Source organism: uncultured Fibrobacter sp. (genome assembly GCF_947166265.1).
Lineage (GTDB): Bacteria > Fibrobacterota > Fibrobacteria > Fibrobacterales > Fibrobacteraceae > Fibrobacter.
This window is the reverse complement of the sequence record NZ_CAMVDO010000020.1, coordinates 43,813-60,010: the sequence shown is the minus strand read 5'-3', so window position 1 is coordinate 60,010 and position 16,198 is coordinate 43,813. Positions and strand designations below refer to the sequence as shown.

Here is a 16,198-nt window from a genome sequence, read left to right as displayed (position 1 = left end):
GCCTAGATCTGATGTTGGAACAAACTATTTTTGCGAAAAACCCTTGACACTACCTTTTCAGGCGATTTATTACCAATTTCGCGAAAATTTATTTCTTTTTACAAAAAAACACCACCATTCTCACTATGGAGAACAGATATCAAGCCGAAAGGGTCTTCAGCAATTCTTTCTTGGTTGCACCCAATATAATTGGCAAATAATCAAAAATTGATTATATTTAATTTCATGTTGGCAGTCGTGAAAAAGCCCCGTATTGAAATCCGTGCGAAGCATATCCCTGCTCCGCTGGTCAGGTTCTTGAAGGATACCTACAAGCCCGAAAACGTGGCAGTCTGCAAAAACGAAGACTCGATTCCCTTCGAGGAGTCCGACTGGTTCAAGAATTTGGATTCCACTCCCGGTGAAATGATTGTCGCAAACCGCGATTTGCGCAACTGGTCGCAAGTCACCCTTGCCGAAAAACTCGGAATTCAAGTCCAAAACCTCTGTGCCATGGAAAACGGACGCAGGGCGGTATCACGCAAGATGGCGATAAAACTCGGCGAAATCTTCGGAACGGACCCCGCGGCATTCTTTGATTTTAGTAAGTAAAGGGAGATGTCTCCCCTTTTGCTTAGAGACTTGGCCCCGAAACATTATACCGATTAGATTCTTAAAGCGATACCGCCACTCATGAAACCACGATAGCCAGCGCCCATTTCAGCATACACACTTACATACGAAAACGGGAATTCCAAACCGACAGGCGTCAACTGGACAGACGGTAACCCAGCTCGTTCCAGCCCGTCATCAAATTCAAGCAAGGCTCCGACGCCTACGCGGCTGTAAGGCCTAAAATGGTCGAAAAGCGTGAACCAGTTGAACTTGCCCTCGACTGCGACATGAACTAAGTAGTGGTCTAGGAAATCTCCCGCTCTACAATACATTTCATGGCCAGTGCCTTCGCAAACACTTTCATAGGAACTGTAGTACTCGTAAGAGGCCGCCAGGCCCGCCTCGATATGGGGAGTGAAAATGTAGCGGGCGCCAAGGCTCGCTACAGCATAATTTGATTTGTAGTCAACTTCGTCGGGAGGGTCGCATTTCCCATTATTGCAATAATCAAAGTCCTCCATAGTCCCACCAAGAACGGCAAGGCTGGAATAAGTTGCAAAACCGCCACCCACATCGAAGACAAAGTGTTCCTTGGGTTTGGCCTCTTCGGCAAATGCAGCAAGGGAGAGCCCCAAAAGGACTATCAAGGTAAATTTAATCTTCTTCATAATCCATAAATATACAAAATGTACTTGAATGAATTTTAAAGTGTGATACAGGGGTGTTAGGGGGTGTCCCCCTAGGCGAGGGGGTTGCGGCAGACACAGCGAAAGCCTGGCCGCTAAGCGAACATTCGTCGGCCAAAGGCCGAGGCCATGTGAGCGTGCGGAGCAGGCTGAGCAGTGGCTAGAGCGAGGGGGACAACTACACAAGGCGAGTATCGCAGCCATGCTCGCATGGCTATGATCGAGCCGAACAGTTGGGACTTGAACAAAGTGAAAGTCCACCCCTCCCCCACCATAATTATTTCTTCAATGCCGAGAGGAATTCCTTGAGGCGGGCATCCTTCGGGTTGTCGAAGATTTCTTCGGGGGAGCCGTCTTCCTTGACGTAGCCGTCAGCAAAGAACAGCACACGGTTTGCGACTTCGCGAGCAAAGCTCATTTCGTGCGTCACCACAACCATCGTCATGCCGGTTTTTGCCAAGTCCTTCATGATCTTGAGGACTTCGCCGACCATTTCGGGGTCCAGGGCACTCGTCGGTTCGTCGAACAGAATTGCCTCGGGCTGCATCGCCATGGCGCGGGCAATCGCCACACGCTGCTGCTGACCACCAGAGAGCTGCGCCGGGTAATGATCCGCCCTATCCAAGAGACCGATGCGATCCAAGAGTTCCTTCGCACGCTTTTCGGCATCCGCCTTGTTCAAAAGCCCCAGTTTCACAGGTGCAAACATGATATTCTTAAGCGCTGTCATGTTCTTGAACAGGTTGAACTGCTGGAACACCATGCCCACGCGCCTACGGATACTCGGCTTCGAAACGCCCTTCGCCAAAATGCTCTTGCCGTCCAACAGGATGTCGCCACCCGTCGGCTTTTCGAGCAGGTTCAGCTGGCGCAAGAAAGTCGACTTGCCGCAACCCGAAGGTCCGATAATCGCAATCACGTCGCCGCGGTGAATGTCGAGCGAAATTCCCTTGAGAATCTGCTTGTCGCCGTAAGATTTGCAAAGGTCCTTGACCTGGATTAAAGTTTCTGCATTAGCGTTCATTTTTCTTCAACCTCTTTTCAAGCTTTGCAACACAGGCCGAAAGCCCGGCAACAATGACAAAGTAAATGGCAGCCACGGCAAGGAGCGGGAGCATCGCTTCGTAGGTCATGCTACGGATAATGTCACCACCGCGCGTCAAGTCCATCAGGCCGATGTAGCCGCAAATAGACGTTTCCTTGATGAGAGTGATAAATTCATTCGTAAGCGCAGGGAGCGAGTTCTTGAATGCCTGTGGGTAAACGATGTGGTAAAGGACCGTGCGGAACTTGAGTCCGAGACTGCGCCCCGCCTCGATCTGGCCCGGGTCCACGCCCTTGATGCCGCTACGGATAATTTCAGAAACGTAGGCACCCGAGTTCACGCCGAACGCGACAATCGCCACAAGAATCTTGTTCACGTTCACCGACGAGAAGACGATGTAGTAAATGATGAGCAGCTGGATCATCATCGGGGTGCCGCGTATTACGGCGAGGTAGACTTTAGTCAGTGCGTTCAGAACCTTGTAGCGGCCGTTGAATTCGTTGCCGGTGCGAATTTGCGCCACGACAAAGCCAATCAGAATGCCAAGCAGTGCCGCAAAGAGCGAAATGATGAGCGTGTTGCGGAGGCCCAACGCGATAAACTTCCAACGGGAATCCTTCACGAAGTTCTTGCGGAAATGTTCGGCAAAGCTCTCGTCGCTTTCCACCGCCTCGTCGCCGCGGACAATTACGACAATTTTCGAGAGCGTGTACGGAGTCGTGAAGTTGATGGACTTCTTGCGTTCTTCGGTCACGGTAAAGCCTGCGAAGCCGACATCCGCCTTGCCCGAAGAAACAGCGTTGATAATCGCATCGAATTCGATGTCCTGGATTTCGACGGTACGGTTCAGGTAGTCGGCGATGTAGTTCACGATTTCGATATCGAGGCCGACAATTTTCGCATTTTCGTAGTATTCGTACGGCGGGAACTGAGCGTTCGTCGAGAGCACAAGCTTCGGACCTTTGGTCACCTTCTTTTGATAATGGTAGTCGCCGGTGCGGTAGATGTAAGTGTTAAAGAGCGAATCGTAGACTCCGTCCTGCTTCATGGCGGCGAGCGCCTGGTTCACGGAATCGAGCAGAGCTTCGTTCCCCTTCGCGACAACGCCCGCGTACATTTCCTCGACAAAGACTTCGTCGAGAATATGGAGCGACGGATTTTCGCGCACGAACGCCTTGGCGGGCTGGTCGTCACTCAAGACCGCGTCGATTTTCCCTTGCTTGAGCGCCTGAATGGCATCAGCGAGTTTCGTGTAGCGGTCCACATCGATTTTCGCGGTATCGCCGCCAAAATCAGACGCGTAAATATCGGCGGTGTTGCCGATCTGCACGCCCACCTTCTTGTGGCCGAGATCATTAACGCAGTGGACTTTATTGGGGATTACCGCCTGCTTGCTATCGCAAGACACCAGGGCGAGCGCATAAAGCGCGATGAGGATTGGGAGGAGGAATTTTCGCATCTTTTTCACCTTAGATGCAAATTTAGAAAAATGTCACCTTATTTGAAAGGGGGAAGAATCCCCCTAACTCTAGCCACAGCTTAGCCTGCTCCGTACGCAACCGAGACCACCCGGCTCTATTGCAGAAAAGAAAAGCCTATTTAGCCTCGGGCTCCGCACAACGAATGTTTCAGGTTTTTCTATACTTGCGGCATGACTTTTTCGACTCTTATCGGCATTGTTCTGTTGCTAGCCCTTGTATTTTTTAAGGTCAAGGGCAAAACGCCGAAAAAGAATCCGAAAATGTACCACGGCGATGGTCGCCGCAAGACTTTCCGCGACTTTGAGCAGGAACGCCGCAAGGGGCTAAGTAACGGAATTCGCGGGTTGGACAAGCCTTTTGAATTGGGCGGATACGGCATTACGCACGCGCCCACACGCAGCGAGAATTTCTTTAAGCCGGACCCGAAATTCAACGACGAGCGAATCGCAAACGACCCGCGCGGAATCTTTGGCGAAGCGGCCATGATGGCACTCACCGCACGCGTCTGCGACACCGACAAGCGCCGCTATGTGCTAATGCAAAACTTGTACATTCCCGCCCGCGCAGGCTACACCGAAATCGACGCGCTGCTTTTACACCAGTCGGGCATCTACGTTCTCGAAAGCAAGAACCTTTCGGGCGAAATCGCAGGCGACCTCGAAAGCGAACGCTGGATCCAGCACCTGAGCGCAAACACCGAACATACGTTCCACAACCCGATTCGCCAGAACATCGGGCACATTATGGCATTGGAACATTTCCTGAAAATTCGTCACGAGCAGGCGCATTTTATTTCGTTCGTGGTTTTCAGCGACCGGTGCACCTTGCGAAAAGTTCCCAAGGACAACGAATTCTGGAGCATCGTCCACTGCAGCGAATTGCAGGACGCCCTACTCAAGCGCATTGCAAGCCGCAAGACGATTTACACGATGCAACAGCTCGAAGACTTTTACTACAAATTGCAAGGTTGCATGAACGTGAGCGAAGAAGTAAAGAAGCAACACAGGGAGTATGCGAACGCAAGAGGAAATAAGACATAGATCCTTCGACTTCGGCCCTTCGGCAGGCTCAGGGACCTTGAAAGATTAACGAATATGCTAAAAGACGAGAGAACGGACCTGAGGTCCTACAGACGAGAAACTAGAGAAAAGAGCTATGAAACAGATTGTAAAGAAAACAGTTCTCGATAACGGTATCACTATTTTGACGGACTATATGCCGCATGCTTACTCGGTCGCGGTTGGCGTCTGGGTGCCGCGCGGATCGCGTCACGAAGCAAAAGATGAATTTGGCCTGAGCCACTTTTACGAGCACCTAGTATTCAAGGGTACCGAAACCCGGAGCGCACTTGAAATCGCCCGCGCTATCGAAGACAAGGGCGGGAACCTGGAAGCCTACACCACCCGCCAAGAAACGGGATTCTACGCGCAGATTGAACGCAGCCACTTGTCGCTCGCCGTAGACGTGATCGCCGATATGCTCATGCACCCGCGCATGGACAAGAAGGAAATGGAAAAGGAACGCCGTGTGATTATCGAAGAAATCCACAGCTACGACGACATTCCCGAAGAAATCGTGGGCGACGTCTTTAACGCCATCCATTTTAAGGGTTGCGGCATCGCACATTCCATTACCGGAAATATCAAGCAGGTCAAGGCGCTCTCCCACAAGCAAATGCTCAGGTACAAGGAGCAGGTGATTAGCGAGATTCCGCTTTTGATTTGTGCCTCGGGAAAGGTGAATCACGAAGAACTTATTGCACTTTGTTCTGAAAAATTCGCACAAAAGAAAGTGAACGGAACTATGCCCACCGACATCTATAAGGCTCACAACAGCGTCAAAGTCGTGCAGAAGCAGGATATTGCACAGTCGAACCTTTTCTGGGGTTTAAGTTTTGACCGCAGTCTGATGGATGAACGCGCACGCTGCGCCCTTTCACTCTTTAACGTGGCGATGGGCGCCGGCATGGCCAGTCGCCTGTTCCAAAAGATTCGCGAAGACAAGGGCCTCGCCTACTCCGTGTATTCTACCGCCGACGTTTACCTCGACTGCACCGACTGGGGCGTATCGCTGGCCACGGAACCGCACCAGTTGCAGACCGCTCTCGACTTGTCGCTTGCCGAAGTCCACAATTTCTTGAAACGCGGATTCAACAAGGGCGAATACGAACGCACCAAGACCAATATTCTGGGTGCGATGTACTTGGGAGCCGACAGCCCCGAAAAGCGTGTGGTCCGCATGGCAGAACAGGTGTTGCACCTGGGTGAATTCTACTCCATGGAGCATTCCGAGAAAATCATTAACTCCATGAGCGAAGACGAAGTCGTAGAGACAACGGGCAAGCTTTTTGCCGCCGCCAAATTCTCAGCAGCCGTCATTGAACCCGCCGGCAGAAAGAAGACAGAACTCGACGCAGATTTTTTCTAAACGCTACCACGACCAGCGAAATCCCGATACCTCCGTCAGAAAGATTCCCGCCTACGCGGGAATGACATTCTAGGCGAACGCCTCGATGCAAAAAAGCACCCCGCTCGATTAGGAGCAGGGTGCAATTTCTCGCGTGAAGATGAAGCTAGGCTTCAGCTCAATTAAGCAGCCTTCACAGTTTCGACGACCTTGGCAAATGCTGCCGGGTCGGCGACGGCCATATCGGCGAGAACCTTGCGGTTCATCTGGATGTTGGCCTTGGAAAGCTTGTAAATGAACTGGCTGTAGCTGATGCCATATTCGCGGACAGCTGCGTTCAAGCGAGTGATCCACAGAGAGCGGAAGTCACCCTTCTTGTCACGGCGGTGAGCGTAGGCATACTGACCGGCGTGGGCTACGGCGTCAATAGCAAGGCGAAGGTTGCTCTTGCGACGGCCATAGAAACCCTTGGCGGCCTTGAGGATGTTTTTGCGGCGTTCGCGGGAAGGAACTCTGGTTTTAGCGCGTGGCATTCTTACACTCCTTATGCAACGACAAGCAGACGCTTGACATGGTAAACATCGACTTTCTTAACGAGAGCGCCCTTACGCAGGTTACGCTTACGCTTCGTGGACATCTTGGCAAGAATGTGGCGCATGCCAGCACGCTTGAACTTGACGTGGCCGGAGCCAGTCAGGCGGAAGCGCTTCTTAGCACCGCTGTGTGTTTTCATCTTAGGCATTTTTACCTCTTTAGGTTATTAAGTTGAAGCCTCACCTGCTGCCATGGGCTCGGTTACGGGCTTTGGTGCCTGGTCCTGCTTTTTGGCAGAGCCTGCACCGCGTTTAGGACCGTAAATCGAAAGCATTGTGTTGCCTTCGACTCGCGAATCCATTTCCAAGTCGCCGTACTGGAGCAAGTCTTCTTTTGCGCGCTCCATCAGGCGTTTGCCGTAGTCCATGTGCGCCATTTCGCGCCCACGGAACTGCATAATAAGCTTGACCTTCATGCCATCCTGCAAGAACTCGGCGGCCTGCTTGATCCTGTACAGGTAGTCGTTCTCGGCAGTCTTCGGGTGCATCTTAATTTCCTTAAGCTTCACCACGTGCTGCTTGGCCTTTGCGGCCTTGGCCTTCTTGATCTGTTCAAACTTGTACTTGCCGTAGTTAATGATACGGCATACAGGCGGCTTAGCATTGGGAGACACTTCCACCAGGTCCAGTCCGGCGTCTTTCGCCATCTGGAGAGCCTGTTTGGTATCCATGATGACGGCCTCGCCATCTTCTTTCACAAGACGGATCGGGGAAATGCGAATGTCTTCGTTAATGCGGGTTCCGTCACTCTGTCTGTTCGGCATGCGGCGGTCGCGGGGGTTTTGTAACGCCAAGTTAAGCTACCTCTGGTAAATGGTTATTGTGGCGGTAAATATAGTTTTTTTACAAAAAAATGCAAGAACTTTTTAAAGAACCCCTTTGAAAATGGTTAAAATTTTGTATAATTGGACTTGCTCGCGGCGGTAGCTCAATGGTAGAGCCTTAGCCTTCCAAGCTAATGGTTGCCGGTTCGATCCCGGTCCGCCGCTCTTAGACCCTTCTCTAGAAGGGTCTTTTCTTTTGTTTCACCTCCCTTCAGGAGGTCTTTTTTGTTAATTGTAAAACGAACGCGAAAGCCCCAAAAACTATTCGGGCATATTATTGTACAACGAAATTCTCCGCAACCGAATCCGAACAGGAATCGACCTCGCGAACAGTCGCCAGCGATCAATTTCGCACCATACGACTTCCGGAGGATTGAACCAGCTCATTTCAAAGACGCTGAAATGCTTATTCAGAAAACGATGGATGAAGTTGATAAATTTTTTCTTGGAAAAACGGCCAAAATTTCCACCGTCTAGAATTTTTTCGAGCAGCATTTTGCCACGGCGCTCATCGGACTTGCAGAGCAACTTTTCCTTTTCCAGGCCATACAGATTTTCAAAAATCCACATGACGGCCCCACTCATTTGCAACAAAGAAAAACTTGCAAGGTGCGAAGCGACTTCTGCGCGGTCCTCTTCCGACGAACGTTGCAACAAGATGTAATAGTCCGTCAGCTGCTTAAGGCCAATTCCGCTACCCAAGAAATGCCGCTGGATGTGAGACATTTGCATCACCAGGGCAAACCGAATCGAAGGCGAGTAGAACCCTTCGGGAACCTTTTCCGCTTTCAGGATTTCAGATTCCAGATAACGTTGCATTCGCGCATTCGAAAACGGGTTATGGTTTCCCGACGAGGGCCAAAAATGGATTTCGACAGGAATATCATTTTCCGTAGGGAGCAGGTGAACATGATGCTTAGACAAGACATCATCCCTGCTGACGACATAGCCCATTTGTTTCAGCAAATTGAGAATACTTTTTTTCCCGCCTTCTACCCAGAGGTCGATATCCCCCGCTTGACGCAAAGAAGGATCGGGGTAAAGCCTTGCATTCGCTGGTCCCTTGAGCACTGCAGTTCTGCGTCCCATCGCCCCAAACTTGGCGGTCAGGCGAGCGGCATATTCATTCAATAGCTTGTTGTGCCCCTTAATGGCTTCGGCCTCGCTTGCCCACTGAAACATCAGTCCCAGCGACGGTTTCAAGTTCTGCGGCAAACGGCATACTGCTCCATAAACCATTCCGGCCAAAAGCTGTTTCAGGGCTTCATCATGGATCTTATTCCACTCTTCATCACTCCACTTTTGCGAAAAAGATACCGCAGAACCTGCGGGTGCCAAAGCCAGCTGCAAAAGTTCAAACAGTTTTTTATTCTCAGAAAGCATTGCCGAATTTACCAGGGAAAGCGCCATAAAGTCACCGAACTCGTTTTGCACCACAATCTACATTTTTTTTCCGTGAAAAGTTTTTTCTATTTTTTTTGCGAAATACTTGAACGGAAGGTCTTTATGGAATTAGGTAAATTCAACCGCGCCCGCGTCGAAGAAATTATGCCGCAGGGCTACTACCTGGAACTCGAAACGGGCGGGCGCGTGCTGCTCCCCGGTAAAAAAGAGGAATTCACGCTCGAAGTGGGCGAAGTCCTCGACGTGTTCGTTTACATGGATTCCGAAGACCGTCCCATCGCAACGCTCGACAAGCCCTACGCAACCGTCGGAGAATTTGCCGTTCTCGAAGTCAAGGACGTCAACCGCTACGGTGCATTTTTGGACTGGGGGCTCAACAAGGACCTTTTCCTCCCCTTCAAGCAACAGCTCGGGGAACTCCGCCGTGGAGACCGCTGCGTCGTATTCATTCTTGAAGACGACAAGAGCAACCGCATCGTTGCTACCGAAAAAATCAAGAGCTTTTTAGACCCCGACACCTCGGAACTTCACCTGGGGCAAAAGGTGCAGCTCGCCGCCTACGAAGTAACACGCGACCACATCGACTTCCTTGTAGATTACCGCTACACGGGCCGCCTCATGGTTACTCCCAATACGCCGCGAATCTACATCGGCGACACCATGGCGGGTTACATCCAACGTTTCACCGAAGATGGCAAGATTACGCTGAACCTCACCCCCGTCGGCTACAAGGGCATTATGAAAAGCGAAAGCCCCGCCGCCATCCTCAAGAAACTTGAAGAGGCCGGTGGGAGCTTACCCTACGGAGACCACAGCGATCCCGAAGAAATCCGTCGCGAATTTGGCATGTCCAAGAAAACCTTCAAGAAGATTCTGGGCACGCTTTTCCGCGAAGGAAAGATTGTCATTGATGGCGACGGTTTCCGCGCCGCCCGTTAACTATCCGCTACAGAATAACTCTGCGCATTACTTTACCGTGAACGCAGTTCCGTCGTAGTCAATGACTACGGGCTTTGCGGCACTCACGTTGCCAGCGAGAATTGCATGGCTCAGCGGGCGTTCCACGTTCCTTTCCAGGTAACGCTGGATCGGCCGCGCGCCGAATTCCGGCTGGTAAGCGCCGTCGGCAATGGCATCGAGCGCCTTGTCGGTCAGCGTGAGCTGCAAATCCTGACGGGCGGCGCGTTCGGCAAGCCCCTTGAATTTGAGCCTTACGATGTCACGAATCTGCGGCTTCGTTAAGCTCTGGAACACCAGCACTTCGTCCAAGCGGTTCAAGAATTCCGGACGGAAGAATCCGCGGAGTTCCGGCTCAATTTCCTTGAGCGTCACGGGCTTTGCATCGCCCGCGCGGTTCTGGAAGTGCGCGGCACCCAGGTTCGACGTCATCAAGATCAAGGTGTTCTTGAAGTTCACGGTACGGCCCTTGCCATCGGTCAGACGACCGTCGTCAAGCACCTGCAACAGCGTGTTGAACACGTCGGGGTGAGCCTTCTCGATTTCGTCGAGCAGAATCACGCAGTACGGATGGGTACGCACGGCTTCGGTCAACTGGCCGCCTTCTTCGTAGCCCACATATCCCGGAGGCGCACCGATTAAACGGCTCACGCTATGCTTTTCCATGTATTCACTCATGTCGATACGCACGAGCGCCGCTTCGCTGTCAAACAGTTCAGTCGAAAGCGCACGGGCAAGTTCCGTCTTGCCGACACCTGTCGGGCCCAGGAACAAGAAGCTACCGATCGGCGCATTCTCGCGGCTAAGGCCACTACGGTTACGCAAGATAGCTTCAGAAACCGCTTCCACAGCTTCGTCCTGGCCAATCACGCGGGCATGCAGGCGTTCGTCCAGGTGCAACAACTTGGCCTTTTCGCCTTCACAAAGTTTGGTCACCGGAATTCCGGTCCAACGGCTCACCACGAGGGCGATGGTCTCTTCGGTCACCTCTTCGCTCAGGTCGCCGTCGCTTGCAGACTTCCTGATTTCTTCCGTCTTCGCGGCGATTTCCTTTTCGAGGTTCACAATCTTATTGTACTTGAGTTCGGCGGCGCGGTTCAAGTCGTAGCGGGCTTCGGCCTGCTCCATCTCGTCCTTCGCCTGCTGCAAGGACTTCTTGAGGCCCTGCAACTCGGCATTCTTCGCGCGCCTTTCCTGCCAACGGTCCTGCATCAGCTTTACAGCCGCATCAGTCGTTGCGAGTTCTTCGCGGAGTTCTTTCAAGCGCTTCAAGCTGTTGTCATCAGTTTCCTTCGCCAAGGCCTGTTCCTCAATTTTCATCTGCAGTTCCTTACGCTGCAAAGTATCGAGAGCTTCCGGCACGGTATCCATCTGCGTCTTCACAAGGCTTGCCGCCTCGTCAATCAGGTCGATGGCCTTATCCGGCAAGAAACGGTCACTGATGTAGCGGTTCGAAAGCTTCACGGCTGCCACAAGCGCGTTGTCGTGCAGACGCACGCCGTGGTGCGCATCAAAACCGTCCTTGATGCCACGGAGAATGGAGATAGATTCCTCTTCGCTCGGCTCGTCAACCTGCACGGGCTGGAAACGGCGTTCCAAGGCGGAATCCTTCTCGATGTACTTGCGGTATTCCTGCGTGGTCGTCGCACCGATGCAGTGCAGTTCACCACGGGCCAGTTTCGGCTTGAGCATGTTGCCCAAGTCCATGGAGCCTTCCGTCTTGCCCGCACCCACGATGGTGTGGATTTCGTCGATGAACAGCAAGGTATTACCATCTTCTTCAAGGGCGTCGAGCACCGCTTTCAAACGTTCCTCAAAATCACCGCGGTACTTTGCACCCGCCATCAACGCAGACAAATCGAGTGCAAACAGCTTCTTGCCCTTCAGAGCGTCAGGCACATCGCCGCGATAGATTCGCTCGGCAAGGCCTTCCACAATGGCGGTCTTACCCACGCCGGGTTCACCGACCAGGCACGGGTTGTTTTTCGTCTTTCGGCTCAAAATCAAGATGACGCGGCGGATTTCTTCTTCACGGCCAATCACCGGCGAAAGCTTTCCGTCGGCAGCCATTTCCACGAGTTCACGACCGTACAGTTTCAGCGGAGACTGTTCCTCGGCATTGGCGGCACCCGCAAACGGGTCCGACAGCCAGGTTTCCACGACTTCCACGGAACCGAGGGCGTCTTCGAACACCTTCGCAAGGCCACGGTCGCCCGAGAACTTCATCAAGGCCACGAGCATGTCGCCCGGAGTCACCATGCGGTTCACCTGACGCGCCGCCTGCACGGAGGCACGCAAAATGCGGTTCAAGTCGTTATCGGGTTCCACGTCGGGGTTCACGCCTTCCATACGCGGAATCTTCTGCACGAACGGTTCCAGCTTGCCGCGAAGCTCGTTGGTCTTCGTGCCCTTGGATTTATAAAGTTTCTTCAGGGTGGCATCGGGGCCTTCTACAAGCCCGACTGCCAAATGAGCCGCACCCAGGTAAGAATGTGAGCAACGGTCACGCAGGCTCTGCGCCTTCGCCAAAACTTTTTCTGCATCGTTGTTGAAATCGGACATATTTTCCTCCATTGACCGCTCGGCTCTATTGTAGATATTAAATACGATATCGCCTCGCTCTCGCGAATATGCCTCGTTAATACTCGGCAATTTCGCTCACAGTTTCTTTTTTTACCGCTTTCTAGATGCAAAACCCGTGCCAAGGGCCTCGCTCGGCAAAAAAAAGCCCAAATTCGGCTAAAAAAACAAAAAATGTCGCATTTTTCAGCATCATTTTTTCAAAATAAGACGCACGGGTGTTTAATCTTATGACCGCGAAAATATGGAATGAAGGAAGTGAACGTCCCTACACCAGATGCTCTCGAAAACGAGGTTCCCATATGACAAATCGGAACATTCCGACTTGGAATATCGTTCTCTTGAAAAAAAATTGAACTTTTGGCTTATTTCGTTTTTGGAAAGTATATTAGTATGCATCAGGGTCGAAGTGGACCCAATGTTAGGATACGACTATGATATAACGGCTTATTACGAGCAGAGGTAAAACTTATGCGTATTATGCACTTGCTAACCATAATGTTGGTTATTATGACAGCTTCTGTATTTGCAACAGAAAATCAAAAACTCCAAAAAAACGCCGCCGAATCCCAAACGCAGTTAGAATGTAATCATGGAGAAAACGGGAATGCTGATGCATGTAAACAAATAGACGCAGAAGTAGGCGACAAGGCTATGCTCAAAGACAAAGATCAATCAGAAAATTACGGCATGGTATTAAATAGAGGGCATGACAGAAATGTACCAAGCAAGGATATTGAACCGGACAACTCAATGGCGTGGCATGAGGGGCAGTCAACAGGAACCTCCTCTGGCAAGAGAAAAGTCAAAATGGCTGTTGGAGGGATGATGGCTGGATTTGGAACATTATTGGTTCTTCACAGCGTATATCTATTTAATTCGCCGGTCCATAATTCAGATAGAGAATCTAGGGATGCAACCGCAGAAGCATTCTCTACAGCTACATTACAATTTGGCCTTGCTGCTCTAGAACTTATTATTGGCGTACCCATGGTCCTTGTGGGGGTTCCGATCTTAATTTCCAACAGTACTCAATATTCTATTAAGAACGAATCTGACGACGAGTATCAAATGGCGCTTGAACGCCAAGGTGCAACTAAGAAAACAGTAACCGTTTCAATAATCCCCATGGTGAATTTCGATAAAGCTGGAGGCGGCATCAACGCGCTCCTGAATTTTTAGGTCACCTTGAAAAAATCTAAAAATGATCGTCTACTTCTAAAAAAAATCGGCATTTTCCGCAAAAAAACAAAAAAAACGGTGTTCTGGACGCAATAAGTGTTGTAAAGTACAACAACACTTTATCTACCCTACCCCTACCTTTTACCCCTCCACAAATCTATTTTATAGACACGAAACCAAACATCCCAAACACCAACTACGGCATCCCTTGGGGGGATGCCGTTAGTTTTTTTACCAAAATGACGGTTCAAGCTATTTCGAAAGGCACTGCGCCGCTTTCAGCGTGATATCCAGTTCCAGCTTTTTCTGGTCCTCGAAAGCGGTCTTCATCAGGCTCCGCACCGTGTAGTCCTTCTTGATGGACTTGAGCACACATTCGCAGGTCGCCTTGTTCACATCGCCCGCCTTGAGGCATTCCTTTACAAAGGCGTTATCCGTTTCGGCCGGGAACTGTTTCGGCAGGCAGGGTTCCACAAAATCAAAGCCCCACTTTTCAAAGTTGATGTCGTCACCACCGGCCCCCATCGAACCGAGGACCTTACCGATAAACTGATCGTCCTTCGTCAGGCGGTCAAAGGCGCAGTTGCAGGACTTGTCGGCCTGATTGGCCCCGAGCCATTCCATGGACTGCACGGTACAAGACTGCACAAAGTTATCCTTGAAGAGCGGACTCTGCAAAATCGCCTTGAAAATCATCAAATCCTCCGGCGCAAGGCCCAATCCCGCCGATGCCCCGCCCTGATTTTGGGCTGCAGACGCTGCATCCAGGGACTCCCCGCAATCCGTCGTCGACTGCACGATAAAGTTCACATACGAGGCATCTTCTTTGCCCTTCGCGAGGTCGCTTTCGTACTTGTTGAAGGTCGCCTCGCTGTATTTCGCCTCGAGCTTTTTCAGGACACATTCACAAATCGGAGCTTCAACACCTTCCTTGCAGCTCTTGAGGAACTTGTCCCGCGTCGGAGCGGAATACCCCTTGTTTTGGGCACTTGCCATGATCGACGCCGTAGAATTTTTGGACGGAGCCACCTTGGAGGGGGCCGCAAAAGCAACAGAGGCCGCCACCAGAGACAAAAATAGGGTTTTAAGTAAGTTCATAACGCACCGTGTTTCACCGAAAATAGAAAAAATCTTCAAGAAAGGAACGGCGCTACTCAAGTTTACGAACCAAGCGCAAGCCCTGAAATCCATGATGCAACGAACGGAATCTTGCTACAGGCCATGGTTTATCGAAATAATTACATTTGTATCGATTTAAAAATTCACAAGCTTTCCCAATATCATAGTAACGGGCATTGAAAGCATTACATTCTTCGTTCCCTAAGAAAACTCGATTTCCAGATATTATGGCAACACTTTCTTCCGCGTTCCCATATACATCATATAATCCATAAGGATTTTTCTCAAATTGTTTTACTGGATACACGCCAACATTTTCATCTATACAAGCAACATTGGAATACTGTCCTAAAGCCCGTTCATCTGCAGAATCCCCCCAAAAAAACACCGTTTGATTTCCGCCCAATTTCAAAGCTTCCCACTCTTGTTCAGACGGTTCTCTATACCCATTTGCAGCAGTATCATACACATCAACAGTTCTATTATACTTATTTGGAGAATGAAATAACATCGTTTTATTTGTATCAACAGAATCTAAAGGAACATTATAGCGCATCACACTATTCAAGCCATCAAGTACAGAACGGTATTCAGCATACAAGTGAAAATAAGCTGCAGGATATTCTAGCAAATTTAAGGTATCCCTTGACGGATAAAACAACTGCCGTTTATAGCCATTTTTTGATTTAACCCTTTTTCCATTTTTTTCAAGCCAAAGAGCATCCCGCAAAGTAATTTCCGTTTTATCAACTATAAGATCATATGTGAAAGAAATTTCTACATATTTAGATTCAGGGTTAGCCTTCACAATATTTGTTTTTCTTAACGCATTCCATATTTTGTGTGGAGACTTGCTTAATTCCACAATTGTCTGATTAACTAAAATCCAGCTAGAATCTGCATCTGTCAAGTCATTTAAATTTCTTGCAAATAAAACAAGGATGCTTCGTGTATAAGGCGAGCCGTCTACATAAACACAATTTGCAGAATCTATATGTGCAGAGCCATTCACAACCCAAGTTCCATCGCCCGTATTAAAGTTCTTTTCAGGGCATAGTTTAACACCCTGATTCCAATCCACCTCGTACCATTTCTTACGCCCACTTGATCTTGTAGAATTTACTGATTTATAAGAATTATTTTCCACAACACTCTTTTCTTTAGCGGCTATATAATATTTTTTCAAACCTTCTATTTGAAAAACATTCTGAGCCGAATGCACTTTATTCAACGTAGTTAAACAATTACCGTTAGCATCAAAAATGCAGAAGTCTCCCCCAAAAGAACAAGAAAGAAATATCAGCAATAAAGAAATCACTCTTTTCAT

At 50.1% G+C, this 16,198-nt stretch carries 16 protein-coding genes and 1 tRNA gene; 7 read left to right on the top strand and 10 right to left on the bottom strand.

Features of this window, described 5'->3' with window-relative positions; translation table 11 throughout:
• Positions 1 to 211 (top strand): hypothetical protein (locus tag Q0W37_RS10650; protein ID WP_297701432.1); only part of this gene is annotated, 211 nt, incomplete at its 5' end.
• 26 nt (positions 212 to 237) lie between these two features.
• Entirely contained in the window at positions 238 to 591 is a 354-nt protein-coding gene (locus Q0W37_RS10645; RefSeq protein ID WP_173382927.1) for a helix-turn-helix transcriptional regulator, read from the top strand.
• Between the two features lie 53 nt (positions 592 to 644).
• Here the strand turns inward: Q0W37_RS10645 and Q0W37_RS10640 are convergent, their stop codons facing one another.
• The 3 genes from Q0W37_RS10640 to Q0W37_RS10630 form a co-directional block, all read right to left on the bottom strand.
• Entirely contained in the window at positions 645 to 1,262 is a 618-nt protein-coding gene (locus Q0W37_RS10640) for a hypothetical protein (protein WP_297701430.1), read from the bottom strand.
• A 295-nt stretch (positions 1,263 to 1,557) separates the two neighbouring features.
• Positions 1,558 to 2,304, bottom strand: coding sequence for an amino acid ABC transporter ATP-binding protein (locus tag Q0W37_RS10635; RefSeq protein ID WP_297701428.1), 747 nt, complete (start codon positions 2,302 to 2,304; stop codon positions 1,558 to 1,560).
• The gene (locus Q0W37_RS10630; protein ID WP_297701426.1) at positions 2,294 to 3,784 is read right to left on the bottom strand and encodes an ABC transporter substrate-binding protein/permease; all 1,491 of its coding nucleotides are present in this window, start codon (positions 3,782 to 3,784) and stop codon (positions 2,294 to 2,296) included. Before Q0W37_RS10630 ends, Q0W37_RS10635 begins: the two co-directional genes overlap by 11 nt.
• A 192-nt stretch (positions 3,785 to 3,976) precedes the next feature.
• Here Q0W37_RS10630 and Q0W37_RS10625 point away from each other — a divergent pair, with 192 nt between their 5' ends.
• Positions 3,977 to 4,846, top strand: a complete 870-nt coding sequence (locus Q0W37_RS10625) for a nuclease-related domain-containing protein (RefSeq protein WP_297701424.1) — start codon at positions 3,977 to 3,979, stop codon at positions 4,844 to 4,846.
• A 115-nt stretch (positions 4,847 to 4,961) separates the two neighbouring features.
• On the top strand, positions 4,962 to 6,233 hold the full coding sequence (locus tag Q0W37_RS10620) for a pitrilysin family protein (protein WP_297701422.1): 1,272 nt from the start codon (positions 4,962 to 4,964) through the stop codon (positions 6,231 to 6,233).
• Between the two features lie 161 nt (positions 6,234 to 6,394).
• Here the strand turns inward: Q0W37_RS10620 and rplT are convergent, their stop codons facing one another.
• The 3 genes from rplT to infC are packed head-to-tail and all read right to left on the bottom strand — an operon-like array spanning position 6,395 to position 7,569.
• On the bottom strand, positions 6,395 to 6,745 hold the full coding sequence (rplT, locus tag Q0W37_RS10615) for a 50S ribosomal protein L20 (RefSeq protein WP_088627192.1): 351 nt from the start codon (positions 6,743 to 6,745) through the stop codon (positions 6,395 to 6,397).
• 11 nt (positions 6,746 to 6,756) lie between these two features.
• Entirely contained in the window at positions 6,757 to 6,954 is a 198-nt protein-coding gene (gene rpmI, locus Q0W37_RS10610; RefSeq protein ID WP_072800243.1) for a 50S ribosomal protein L35, read from the bottom strand.
• 18 nt (positions 6,955 to 6,972) lie between these two features.
• Positions 6,973 to 7,569, bottom strand: coding sequence for a translation initiation factor IF-3 (gene infC, locus Q0W37_RS10605; protein WP_173352422.1), 597 nt, complete (start codon positions 7,567 to 7,569; stop codon positions 6,973 to 6,975).
• Between the two features lie 153 nt (positions 7,570 to 7,722).
• Between infC and Q0W37_RS10600 the strand changes: the two genes are divergently transcribed.
• Positions 7,723 to 7,794: transfer RNA gene (locus tag Q0W37_RS10600), tRNA-Gly, on the top strand.
• Positions 7,795 to 7,890: 96 nt separating this feature from the next.
• Here Q0W37_RS10600 and Q0W37_RS10595 read toward each other — a convergent pair.
• Entirely contained in the window at positions 7,891 to 9,063 is a 1,173-nt protein-coding gene (locus Q0W37_RS10595) for a nucleotidyltransferase family protein (protein ID WP_297701420.1), read from the bottom strand.
• Between the two features lie 72 nt (positions 9,064 to 9,135).
• Here Q0W37_RS10595 and Q0W37_RS10590 point away from each other — a divergent pair, with 72 nt between their 5' ends.
• Entirely contained in the window at positions 9,136 to 9,972 is an 837-nt protein-coding gene (locus Q0W37_RS10590) for a S1-like domain-containing RNA-binding protein (RefSeq protein ID WP_297701418.1), read from the top strand.
• A gap of 27 nt (positions 9,973 to 9,999) precedes the next feature.
• Here Q0W37_RS10590 and Q0W37_RS10585 read toward each other — a convergent pair whose 3' ends face one another.
• Positions 10,000 to 12,552, bottom strand: a complete 2,553-nt coding sequence (locus tag Q0W37_RS10585; RefSeq protein ID WP_297701417.1) for an AAA family ATPase — start codon at positions 12,550 to 12,552, stop codon at positions 10,000 to 10,002.
• Positions 12,553 to 13,080: 528 nt separating this feature from the next.
• Between Q0W37_RS10585 and Q0W37_RS10580 the strand changes: the two genes are divergently transcribed.
• Entirely contained in the window at positions 13,081 to 13,752 is a 672-nt protein-coding gene (locus Q0W37_RS10580; RefSeq protein WP_297701414.1) for a hypothetical protein, read from the top strand.
• 252 nt (positions 13,753 to 14,004) lie between these two features.
• Here Q0W37_RS10580 and Q0W37_RS10575 read toward each other — a convergent pair whose 3' ends face one another.
• Complete coding sequence (locus Q0W37_RS10575) at positions 14,005 to 14,850, bottom strand: hypothetical protein (RefSeq protein WP_297701412.1); 846 nt, start codon at positions 14,848 to 14,850, stop codon at positions 14,005 to 14,007.
• Positions 14,851 to 14,902: 52 nt separating this feature from the next.
• Entirely contained in the window at positions 14,903 to 16,198 is a 1,296-nt protein-coding gene (locus tag Q0W37_RS10570; RefSeq protein WP_297701410.1) for an SUMF1/EgtB/PvdO family nonheme iron enzyme, read from the bottom strand.

Coding starts and splice junctions, on each gene's coding strand:
- rpmI (WP_072800243.1), bottom strand. CDS start 6,954: ATGCCTAAGATGAAAACACACAGCGGTGCTAAGAAGCGCTTCCGCCTG.
- Q0W37_RS10640 (WP_297701430.1), bottom strand. CDS start 1,262: ATGAAGAAGATTAAATTTACCTTGATAGTCCTTTTGGGGCTCTCCCTT.
- Q0W37_RS10575 (WP_297701412.1), bottom strand. CDS start 14,850: ATGAACTTACTTAAAACCCTATTTTTGTCTCTGGTGGCGGCCTCTGTT.
- infC (WP_173352422.1), bottom strand. CDS start 7,569: ATGCCGAACAGACAGAGTGACGGAACCCGCATTAACGAAGACATTCGC.
- Q0W37_RS10620 (WP_297701422.1), top strand. CDS start 4,962: ATGAAACAGATTGTAAAGAAAACAGTTCTCGATAACGGTATCACTATT.
- Q0W37_RS10570 (WP_297701410.1), bottom strand. CDS start 16,198: ATGAAAAGAGTGATTTCTTTATTGCTGATATTTCTTTCTTGTTCTTTT.
- Q0W37_RS10585 (WP_297701417.1), bottom strand. CDS start 12,552: ATGTCCGATTTCAACAACGATGCAGAAAAAGTTTTGGCGAAGGCGCAG.
- Q0W37_RS10580 (WP_297701414.1), top strand. CDS start 13,081: ATGACAGCTTCTGTATTTGCAACAGAAAATCAAAAACTCCAAAAAAAC.
- Q0W37_RS10635 (WP_297701428.1), bottom strand. CDS start 2,304: ATGAACGCTAATGCAGAAACTTTAATCCAGGTCAAGGACCTTTGCAAA.
- rplT (WP_088627192.1), bottom strand. CDS start 6,745: ATGCCACGCGCTAAAACCAGAGTTCCTTCCCGCGAACGCCGCAAAAAC.
- Q0W37_RS10590 (WP_297701418.1), top strand. CDS start 9,136: ATGGAATTAGGTAAATTCAACCGCGCCCGCGTCGAAGAAATTATGCCG.
- Q0W37_RS10630 (WP_297701426.1), bottom strand. CDS start 3,784: ATGCGAAAATTCCTCCTCCCAATCCTCATCGCGCTTTATGCGCTCGCC.
- Q0W37_RS10625 (WP_297701424.1), top strand. CDS start 3,977: ATGACTTTTTCGACTCTTATCGGCATTGTTCTGTTGCTAGCCCTTGTA.